The organism is Finegoldia sp. BIOML-A2 (assembly GCF_009678315.1).
Taxonomy (GTDB): domain Bacteria; phylum Bacillota; class Clostridia; order Tissierellales; family Peptoniphilaceae; genus Finegoldia; species Finegoldia magna.
On the sequence record NZ_WKZE01000002.1, the window covers coordinates 138,096 to 149,370 of the forward strand.

An 11,275-nucleotide genomic window follows, 5' to 3' on the forward strand; every position below is an offset into this window, starting at 1 on the left:
TAAATTATGGATTCAGATTTATTATTATTTTTGAGTAGTTTAAACACGAATTATAATTGGATAGGTCCAATTATTGAAAACTATAATACACTAGATGATATTATCTACGATAATGCAAAAAAACTTTTAGAAGTAGATCCTAAAATTTACGAATTTATTCTAAAAAATATGAAAAATTTCGATATAAATTTGTACAAAGAAAAATTATGGAAAAATAGTATAAAATTTACTACATATGGTGATTCAAAATATCCGAAAAAATTACTTGAAATAGATGATGCACCATATACTTTGTACTATAAAGGTGATTTGACTGGAGATTTCGATAATTGTGTTTCATTTGTAGGAGCTAGAAAATGTAGTCAATATGGATCTTATGCATGTAAAAAATTTGTATCTGAAATATCACAATATAAAATACCAGTTGTTAGTGGATTGGCTCTTGGTATAGACAAAATTTCTCATCAAACTTCTCTTGAAAATAATAATAAAACAATTGGAGTTTTAGGGTGTGGAATAGATCAAGTTTATCCAAGGAGTAATTATAGAGTGTTTCAAGATATGATTTCTTCACATAACGGAGTAATTATGAGTGAATATCCTTTTGGAATAGCACCATTGCCATATAATTTTCCATTTAGAAATAGAATTATTTCTGGTTTATCACTTGCCACTGTCGTTATTGAAGCAAAAGAGAAGAGCGGTACATTAATTACATCATCTTATGCCTTGTCTCAAGGTAGAGATATATTTGCAGTTCCCGGAAATATTAATTCAGTATATTCAACTGGAACTAATCAATTAATAAAAGATGGAGCTTACATATTAACCGACGTTTTGGATATTATAACTCAAATCCCTGAATTTCAAAATAAATATATAGAAAAGCCACAATTAAGTTTTGATTTGAATGATTTAGAACGTAAAATATATAATTTATTGAAAATTGACGCCAATTCACCAGATGAAATTTCTATAAAATTAAATGAAGATATATCTGATGTATTGATGAGTTTAACAAAAATGGAATTGTTGGGAATTGTTGTGGATATTGGAAGCAAATACTCATTAAAGTAGATTAAATAATGTGATATAATAACATTGGAATTTTATAGAGGAGAATGATATGGACAAAAAACAATTAGCTATTAATACTATTAGATTATTATCTGTAGAAATGATTCAAAAAGCGAATTCAGGCCACCCTGGACTTCCTTTAGGTGCAAGCCCTATGACATTTACATTATTTAATGACATAATGCATTTTTCACCGAAACACAGCGATTGGATAAATAGGGACAGATTTATTTTATCAGCTGGACATGGGTCTGCAATGTTATATTCGCTTTTACATTTATTTGGATTTGGAATAACCGTTGATGATTTAAAAGAATTTAGACAATACAACAGCTTAACACCAGGACATCCAGAATATTTGCATACAAAAGGAATTGATGCTACGACTGGTCCTTTAGGACAAGGATTGAGCATGGCTGTTGGTATGGCAATTGCTCAAGAATATATGGCTAGCCAATTTAATACTGAAAACCACAAAATTTTTGACAACTATACTTACACAATTGTTGGTGACGGTTGTCTTCAAGAAGGAATTACTAATGAAGCTAGTTCAATAGCTGGATCATTAAAACTTTCAAAATTGATTTGTTTATATGATTCTAACAATATAACAATTGAAGGCGATACAAAAAATATTTTCTCGGAAAATGTCAGAGCTAGATATGAAGCGTTAGGCTGGGATACTTATTTTGTAGAAGATGGAAATGATATAGAAAAAATAAGAGAAACTATAGAACTTGCGAAAACAACAGATAAACCATCATTTATTGAAATAAAAACAAAAATAGGTTATGGAAGTGTTGTTGAAGGAACTGCAAAAGCGCATGGAGCTCCAATTGGTGCAGAAAACATTCCAAGTTTAAAAGAAAAATTAGGATTGGACTTTACAGAAGAATTCTATATTCCTCAAGAAGTTAAGGAACTTTTTGCGCAATCAACTTCAGAAAAGGAAAAATATTATTCTGAATGGGAAAGTATGTTTGAAGACTACAAACACACTCACAAAGACCTTTATGATAAATTAATGAAATTCTTATCTAAAGAAATTGATGAAGAATATTTAACATCTAAAGAGTTTACTAGCTTCGAAAAAGATGATGCTACAAGATCATACTCACATGTTTTATTAAATAGATTAAAAGATAAACAATTAAATATTGTTGGAGGATCTGCGGATTTAGCTCCATCTAATAAAACATTTATGGATGGTTTAGATGTATTTACGCAAACAAATAGATCCGGAAGGAACATACAATTCGGTGTTAGAGAACACGCAATGGCTGCTATCACGAATGGTATAAGTTTATATGGTGGATTAATTCCTTATTGCGCTACATTTATGATTTTTTCAGATTATTTAAAACCAGCGATGAGATTGTCATCTTTAATGAAGAGACAAGTTCTATATATATTGACTCATGATTCAATTGGTGTTGGAGAAGACGGACCTACTCATGAACCAATAGAACAATTAGCAATGCTTAGAACTATTCCAAATCTTAATACTATTAGACCTGCTGATGGATTTGAAACATCAATGGCATACAAGATAGCATTAGAAAATAAAGAAACACCAACAGCTTTAGTATTATCTAGACAAAAATTAGTAAATTTAAAAGAAACTAACGAAGAAGCTCTAAAGGGTGGATATATTCTTAAAAAACAAAATTCTCCTGATTTAGTTATAATAGCAACAGGTTCTGAAGTTAAGCTTGCATTAGATGCAAGTGAAGCTCTTGAAAAAGAAGGAGTTAAAGCTCAAGTTGTATCAATGATGTGTCAAGAAATTTTCGACAAACAAGATCAAGAATACAAAAATTCTGTTATTCCAAAAAATGTTGAAAAAAGAGTTAGCATTGAATGTTTGTCAACTTATGGATGGCAAAAATATACTGGACTTAATGGATTAAATATAGGAATAGATGAGTTCGGAATGAGCGCTCCAGGTAGTAAAATAATGGATCACTTTGGATTTACAACAGAAAAAATAGTTGAAAAAATAAAACAATATTTATAATCGACAGACCGTCAACAATTTTGTGTTGATGGTCTTTTTGTTTTAAAATTTTAATCGTTTTTAAAATTGAAATACTATTTCTTTTATGGTATATTTTTTATGGGAATATTAAAATATAGTTAAAGAATCGTAAAGAGGTGGATATGATAAATATTGTTCTTTTAGAACCTGAGAAACCTTCTAATACAGGAAATATAGGAAGAACTTGTGTTCTAACTAATTCTAGATTACATTTAGTTAGGCCATTTAGCTTTAGACTAGATGACAAATTATTAAAGAGGTCCGGCATGGATTATTGGGATAAAGTTGATTTAGTTATTCATGATGATATGAATGAATTTTTAGAATATATTAAAGGAAATGATAGAGTTTTTTATGTTGAAACTTTTGCAACAAAATATTATCATGAGCTTGAATATCAAGATGGTGATTTTTTCGTGTTCGGAAAGGAATCTTCAGGTATAGATAAAGATTTGGTAGCTAAGCACAATGATCATTCTATAAAGATTCCAATGAATATGGAAATTGATAGATCATTAAATTTAGCAAATTCGTGCAATATAGTTTTATTTGAAGCATTGAGACAGATAGATTTTCCAGGATTAAAGTAGGAGGTATTATGGATATTATAACTCCGGTTTTAGGTGGGTTGGCACTTTTCTTGTTCGGAATGACAATAATGGGTGAAGGTCTCCAAAAATCGTCAGGTAATAAATTAAAAAAGATAGTAGGTTCTTTAACTAGGAATAAATACATAGGTGTGTTACTAGGTATAGTAGTAACGATGGTAATACAATCATCATCTGCAGCAACAGTAATGGTTGTGGGCTTTGTAAATGCAGGTTTAATGCCTTTGAATCAAGCTGTTGGAGTAATTATAGGAGCAAATGTCGGAACTACAATTACTGCGCAAATAATCGCTTTTGATATTGCAAAATATGCACCATTAATTGTAGCTTTTGGTGTACTTTTATATATGAGTGCAAAAGATGATAGGAAAAAAAATCTAGGCGAAGTTTTTGTTGGTCTAGGTTTAATTTTCATAGGAATGAATACCATGGGAGATGGATTGAATCCACTATCAAAAGAATTGTGGTTTAAAAATGCTTTATTAAAATTAAACTCACCGGTAATTGGAGTTTTTGTAGGATTTTTCTTAACTACTGCAGTACAATCATCTTCAGCCTCAATCGGTTTGATACAAGCTCTAGGGAAACAAGGATTATTGACAATCAATCAAGCAGCTCCTCTTTTATTAGGGGGAAATATTGGTACTACAACTACTGCATTACTTTCATCTGTAGGAGCGGGGAAAAATGCCAAAAGAGCAGCCATAATACATTTGTTATTTAACGCAATTGGTACAATAATTGTCCTACTATTTTTAAATAAATTGATGCAAAACATAGTATCTATGTTAACTCCATTAAATGTTTCAAGACAAATAGCAAATTATCATACTTTATTCAATATAATAAACGTTGCAATTCAACTTCCAGTTTCAAACTTTTTAGTTAAAGCTGCTATGAAAATTGTTCCAGGTGAAGAACACGCAAAAGACTTACAATATTTAGATGACAGAATTTTAGAGACTCCTTCTATTGCGGTTGAACAAGCTAGACTTGAAGTTATTAGAATGAGTGACATTGTATATCAAAATTTTAAAAATGTTGATGAATACTTTATGACAGGTAACAAAAAACTAAGATCAAAAATATTAGCAGAAGAAAAAAGAATTAATAATTTGGAAAAACATATCGTTGAGTATCTTGTAAAATTATCTAATAAATCTATTTCAGATGAAGAACATACACAAATTTTTATTATGCAAGATATGCTTAATGATCTCGAGAGAATAGGAGATCATGTTGAAAATATATGTGGAATTGTAACTCTTGTTTATGACGAAGAAAAAGAATTTAGCAAAGTAGCTATCGATGAATATAAAGATTTATATTCAAATGTAGAAAATGCAATTATAGATTCAACTATGGCATTTAAAAATAATGATCAATCATTGGCTTCTAAAGTCGCAAATATTGAAAATAATGTAGACTTTTTAGAAAAAAAATATAGACATAATCATATCAAACGAATTAACAACAATGAATGTGATTCTACAGTTGGAGTTAATTTCTTAGATATTCTATCGAATTTGGAAAGAATATCTGACCATTGCACAAATATATCCAATTATACTCTTCATATTGAGGTTTAAAATTTGATTAATAAGATTATATATCGGGTATATAATAAAAGTATGTATTATGAAATATTTCAAGGAGGATTAAATGAAAGTAGCAATTAGTGGATTTGGAAGAATAGGTAGAGATGTAACAAGAATTTTAATTCAAAAAAATGACCCTGATCTTGAATTAGTGGCATTGAATATTACAAGTGACCTTAAAACAAATGCACATCTTTTAAAGTATGACTCAATTTATCGTACTTTTGAAAAAGACGTTGAAGTATTAGCGGATGACAAGATTAAAATTGGTGATAGGGAAATAACTGTTGTAAATAACAGAAATCCAGAAGAATTACCTTGGAAAGAATTAGGTGTTGATCTAGTTATCGATTCAACGGGTGCTTTTAAAGACAAAGAAGGTTTATCAAAACATATTAAAGCTGGTGCAAAGAAAGTATTATTAACTGCTCCAGGTAAATCAGATGTTAAAATGATCGTAGTTGGAGTAAATGACAAAGAATATGACCCAGAAAATGATGAGATTATTTCCAATGCATCATGTACAACTAACTGTTTAGCTCCAGTAGCTAAAGTTTTAGATGATGAATTTGGAATTGAAAAAGGGTTAATGACAACAATTCACGCTTATACTAATGATCAAAACATTCAAGACGCTCACCACAAGGATTTAAGACGTGCAAGAGCAGCTGCTTTAAGTATGATTCCTACAACTACAGGTGCTGCTAAAGCTGTTGGTAAAGTTCTACCACAATTAGAAGGTAAAATGACAGGACTTGCAGTTCGTGTACCAACACCTACTGGATCTATTACTGATTTAACAGTTCTTTTAGGTAAGGAAGTTACAAAAGAAGATATCAATAATGCTATGAAAAAAGCTAGTGAAGGCGAATTAAAAGGAATCTTAGGATATTCTGAAGATCAATTAGTATCTTCAGACATCATTGGAGATGAAAGAAGTTCAATATTTGATGCTGATATGACTTATGCTTTAGGAAATATGGTAAAAATTGCTTCTTGGTATGATAACGAATGGGGTTATAGTTCAAGAGTATTTGATTTAGCAAAGATTATAGCTACAAGATAATAAAACTATTTAGAGTCGATGGTAAAATATTTTTGCAATCGACTCTTTTCAAAGAAAGGTTAATCTATGAATAAAAAAACACTAAAAGATTTAAATGTTGAAAATAAAAGAGTATTAGTTAGAGTAGACTTTAATGTTCCAATTAAAGATGGTATTATTACTGATACGAATAGAATAGAAGCATCTATCGCAACAATAAAGTATTTAATAGATAATAATGCTAAAGTTATTTTAATGAGTCACCTAGGTAGACCAAAAGGTGAACCAAAACCTGAATTCACATTAAAGCCGGTTGCAGAAAAGCTTTCTGAAATTATTGGTCAAGAAGTAAACTTTGTTGATAATGATAAAGTTGTGGATAATTCTGTTATTGAGCAAAGTAAACAATTACAACCCAAAGAAATTATGTTAATTCAAAACACAAGATATAGAAAAGAAGAAGAAAAAAATGATGAAGAATTTTCTAAAGAATTATCACAATTAGCTGATTTATATGTAAACGATGCTTTTGGAACCAGTCATAGAGCTCACGCATCAAACGTTGGAGTGTCTAAGTTTTTACCGAGTGCTGTAGGATTTTTAGTCCAAAAAGAAATAGAAATCATGGGAAAAGCTCTTGATGATCCGCAAAGACCTTTTACAGCAATATTAGGTGGTGCAAAAGTTTCTGATAAAATTGGAGTTATAGAAAACTTATTGGATAAAGTTGATACTATACTAATAGGTGGGGCTATGGCATTTACATTCATTAAGTCACAAGGAAAAAATGTCGGTAAATCCTTAATTGAAGAAGATAAATTAGATTTAGCAAAATCATTATTAGAAAAAGCTCAAGAAAAAGGAGTTAAAATATTCTTGCCAGTTGATTTTATCGCAGCTAAAGAAATGACAGAAGAATCTGATTCAAAAGTAATTGGTATAGATGAGTTTACAGACGATATTGCAGGATTTGATATTGGAACTAAAACAATAAAGATTTTTGACGAAGAAATACAAAAATCCAAGACTATTGTATGGAATGGGCCAATGGGTGTATTTGAAATTAAACAATTTAGTAAAGGTACTTTTGAAGTTGCAAATTCTTTAGTAAAATCTGATGCTACAACTATTGTTGGTGGCGGAGATAGTGCTTCAGCAATTGCAAAATCTGGAAATAAAGACAAAGTAACACATGTTTCAACAGGCGGCGGAGCTTCTTTGGAATTTTTAGAAGGCAAAGTCTTACCTGGTATTGATTGTATTGATGAGAGATAATAATATGAGAAAACCATTAATTGCAGGAAACTGGAAAATGAATATGACAGATGGAGAGACTAAGCATTTCTTAAATGATTTAAAGAATCTGAGAGTTGCTGATAATGTCGAAGCTTGCATTATATCTCCATTCACATCACTAAAAACTCTTACAGAAGCCTTAAAACATACAAATATTTCTACTGGAGCACAAAATATGTATTTCGAAGATAGCGGTGCTTTTACAGGAGAAATTTCTCCAAATATGCTTAAAGATTTGGGAGTGGAATATGTTATAATTGGTCATTCTGAAAGAAGAACTATATTTAAAGAAGATGATGAACTATTAAATAAGAAAATAATATCAGCTTTAACTCATAAACTTAAACCAATACTTTGCTGCGGAGAAAACTTAGAACAAAGAGAATCTAACAATCATGAAAAAATTGTGGAATCACAAATAAAATCAGACTTAAAAGGAATAAGTGAAGAAGAATTAAGATCTAAACTAGTAATCGCTTACGAGCCAATATGGGCTATTGGAACCGGTAAAACAGCTTCAAGTGACGATGCACAATCAATGTGTAAATTTATAAGAAATTTATTGGAAGAAATGTATAGCAAAGATCTGGCTGATTCAATTAGAATACAATATGGCGGAAGTGTAAAACCTGAAAATGTAACTGATATTATGTCAAAAGAAGACATTGATGGAGCTTTAGTAGGGGGTGCAAGTTTAGAAGCAGAAAGTTTTTCTAAACTAATTAATTATGGGAAATAAGAAAGACAAATTAATTCTTGTAATCTTAGATGGTTGGGGATTAGGCAAAGACTATCCAGGAAATGTTATTAAATTAGCTGATACTCCAACTTTTGATAGACTAATAAGTGAATATCCAAATTCACAATTGATTGCTTCAGGAAATGAAGTAGGTCTTCCAGCAGGCCAAATGGGAAATTCCGAAGTAGGACATATGAATATTGGTTCTGGTAGAATAATTTATCAAGATTTAAGTAAAATTACTAATGACATAGAATCTGGAAAATTTTATGAAAATAAAGTTTTAAAAAATATTATCTTAAAAACTAAAGAAAAAAATAAAAAACTTCATCTACTAGGATTAGTTTCTTTTGGTGGAGTTCATTCTCATTATGACCACCTTGTAGCAATTCTTAAAATGTGCAAAAAATTAGATTTTCATGATGTAGTAATACATTGTTTTACAGATGGTAGAGATGTGTCACCAACATCTGCAATAACAGACTTAAAACAATTACAAGACGATATAAAAGAAATTGGTGTAGGTAAAATTGCATCTGTTAGTGGTCGCTATTATGCAATGGATAGAGACAAGAGATGGGACAGAGTAGAAAAAGCATATAATTGCATAACTAATGGTGAAGGAAATAAAAGTAACGATCCAATAAAATATTTACAAGATAGTTATGATAAAAATATCACTGATGAATTTATTGAACCTTGTTCAATAGTCGATGAAAATAATAACGCAATAAAAGTTGAAAATGAAGATTCTTTTGTATTCTTTAATTTCAGACCAGATAGAGCAAGACAACTTACAAGAGCTTTTGTAGACGATGATTTTGATGGTTTTGAAAGAACAAAATACAAAGGTATTTCATTTGTAACAATGACAGAATACGATAAAACTATCAAAAATGTACAAATAGCTTATCCAAAACAAGGGTATAATAATGTATTAGGACAAATTATTTCTGAATACGGATTAAAGCAATTAAGAATTGCAGAAACTGAAAAATATGCACATGTAACATTTTTCTTTAATGGAGGTATCGAAAAAGAATTCAAAAATGAAGATAGGATACTAGTTCCATCTCCAAAAGTATCAACTTACGATCTTAAGCCAGAGATGAGTGCTGTAGAAGTTAAAAATCATGTTGTTGATGTTATAAATAAAGATATATACGACTTGATAATATTAAACTTTGCGAATTCAGATATGGTTGGTCATACTGGTGTAATTTCTGCTGATAAGATAGCCGTTGAAACCGTTGATAAATGTTTAGAGGAAATATTACAAGCTATAGATAAAAACGGAAATTACCATGCTTTGATAACTGCTGATCATGGGAATAGTGAATATTTGATTGATGAAATGACAGGTGGCCCATTCACGGCACATACAACTAATCCTGTGCCTTTCATAGAATATCCTGACAAGGATATCGAGTTGAATAATGGTATTTTAGCTGATATAGCACCAACAATTTTAGAATTGATGAAAATAGATAAGCCTTCAGAAATGACAGGTAAATCTTTAATTAAAAAAGGAGAATAAATAATGAGCTCAATAATTGACATTTATGCAAGAGAAGTTTTAGATTCTAGGGGAAATCCTACAGTTGAAGTTGAAGTTTATACTGAAGCAGGAGCAATGGGATCAGCGATAGTTCCTTCAGGTGCTTCTACTGGAGTACACGAAGCAGTAGAATTAAGAGACAATGATGAAAAAAGATTTTTAGGAAAAGGTGTTGAAACTGCTGTTGATAATGTAAACTTAGAAATAGCAGATGAATTAGTAGGTTGGGATGTATTTGACCAAGTTGGAATAGATAATTATCTAATAGAATTAGATGGCACTGAAAATAAATCTAGACTTGGTGCAAATGCTATTTTAGGTGTTTCTTTAGCTGTTGCAAAAGCTGCTGCAGATGAAAATGGACAAAGATTATTTGAATATATTGGAGGCGTAAACGGTAAGACTTTACCTGTACCAATGATGAACATTCTAAATGGTGGACAACACGCTGATAATAATGTAGACATTCAAGAATTTATGATTATGCCTGTAGGTGGAGAAAACTTCAAAGAATCTTTAAGAATCGGTACTGAGGTATTTCATAATTTAAAGAATGTATTAAAGTCTAGAAAATTAAATACTGCTGTAGGAGATGAAGGTGGTTTTGCACCAAATCTCGAATCTAATGAGGAAGCATTACAAACTATAGTTGAGGCTATTAAAAAAGCTGGCTATGAACCAGGAAAAGATGTAATGATTGCTATAGATGCTGCAGCTAGTGAATTCTATGAAGATGGTAAGTACAATATGGCTGGAGACAATGCAGTTAGATCAAGTGATGAAATGATTGAGTATTATAAAAACTTAGTTGAAAAATATCCTATTATTTCTATTGAAGACGGATTAGCTGAAGATGATTGGGATGGTTGGAAAAAACTAACTAAAGAATTAGGTTCAAAAATTCAATTAGTTGGCGATGATTTATTTGTAACAAATGTTAAGAGATTACAAAAAGGTATAGAAATGGGTGTATGTAACTCCATTCTAATTAAATTAAATCAAATAGGAACTTTAACTGAAACTCTTGATGCCATAGAACTAGCTAAAAGACATGGATACACTGCCGTAATATCTCATAGATCGGGAGAAACAGAAGATACTACTATAGCCGATGTTGCCGTTGCAACTAATGCTGGACAAATTAAAACTGGCTCAACATCAAGAACTGATAGAATCTGTAAATATAATCAATTATTAAGAATTGAAGATATGCTAGAATCCACTGCAGTATACGATGGAATAAAGACTTTTTATAATTTAAGCAAATAATTAAAAATACAAGGAATCACAGCGATTATTAGCTGTGATTCCTATTA

At 30.5% G+C, this 11,275-nt stretch carries 9 protein-coding genes; all 9 read left to right on the forward strand.

Features of this window, described 5'->3' with window-relative positions; translation table 11 throughout:
• Nucleotides 1-6 precede the first annotated feature (6 nt).
• The 9 genes from dprA (at nucleotide 7) to eno (ending at nucleotide 11,228) form a co-directional block, all read left to right on the forward strand.
• Entirely contained in the window at nucleotides 7-1,077 is a 1,071-nt protein-coding gene (gene dprA / locus GKF99_RS02700) for a DNA-processing protein DprA (RefSeq protein ID WP_094207155.1), read from the forward strand.
• Between the two features lie 49 nt (nucleotides 1,078-1,126).
• The gene (gene tkt / locus GKF99_RS02705) at nucleotides 1,127-3,094 is read left to right on the forward strand and encodes a transketolase (protein ID WP_094207154.1); all 1,968 of its coding nucleotides are present in this window, start codon (nucleotides 1,127-1,129) and stop codon (nucleotides 3,092-3,094) included.
• A 143-nt stretch (nucleotides 3,095-3,237) separates the two neighbouring features.
• On the forward strand, nucleotides 3,238-3,705 hold the full coding sequence (locus GKF99_RS02710) for a tRNA (cytidine(34)-2'-O)-methyltransferase (protein ID WP_094207153.1): 468 nt from the start codon (nucleotides 3,238-3,240) through the stop codon (nucleotides 3,703-3,705).
• A gap of 8 nt (nucleotides 3,706-3,713) precedes the next feature.
• On the forward strand, nucleotides 3,714-5,312 hold the full coding sequence (locus tag GKF99_RS02715) for a Na/Pi cotransporter family protein (RefSeq protein ID WP_154254239.1): 1,599 nt from the start codon (nucleotides 3,714-3,716) through the stop codon (nucleotides 5,310-5,312).
• Nucleotides 5,313-5,385: 73 nt separating this feature from the next.
• Complete coding sequence (gene gap, locus GKF99_RS02720; protein ID WP_094207151.1) at nucleotides 5,386-6,387, forward strand: type I glyceraldehyde-3-phosphate dehydrogenase; 1,002 nt, start codon at nucleotides 5,386-5,388, stop codon at nucleotides 6,385-6,387.
• A 66-nt stretch (nucleotides 6,388-6,453) separates the two neighbouring features.
• Nucleotides 6,454-7,641 (forward strand): phosphoglycerate kinase, encoded by a 1,188-nt coding sequence (locus GKF99_RS02725; RefSeq protein WP_154272611.1) that lies wholly within the window; start codon nucleotides 6,454-6,456, stop codon nucleotides 7,639-7,641.
• Between the two features lie 4 nt (nucleotides 7,642-7,645).
• Nucleotides 7,646-8,401, forward strand: a complete 756-nt coding sequence (tpiA, locus tag GKF99_RS02730; RefSeq protein WP_154272612.1) for a triose-phosphate isomerase — start codon at nucleotides 7,646-7,648, stop codon at nucleotides 8,399-8,401.
• Entirely contained in the window at nucleotides 8,391-9,938 is a 1,548-nt protein-coding gene (gene gpmI, locus GKF99_RS02735) for a 2,3-bisphosphoglycerate-independent phosphoglycerate mutase (RefSeq protein WP_154272613.1), read from the forward strand. Before tpiA ends, gpmI begins: the two co-directional genes overlap by 11 nt.
• A gap of 3 nt (nucleotides 9,939-9,941) precedes the next feature.
• On the forward strand, nucleotides 9,942-11,228 hold the full coding sequence (gene eno, locus GKF99_RS02740; protein WP_094205699.1) for a phosphopyruvate hydratase: 1,287 nt from the start codon (nucleotides 9,942-9,944) through the stop codon (nucleotides 11,226-11,228).
• Nucleotides 11,229-11,275 lie beyond the last annotated feature (47 nt).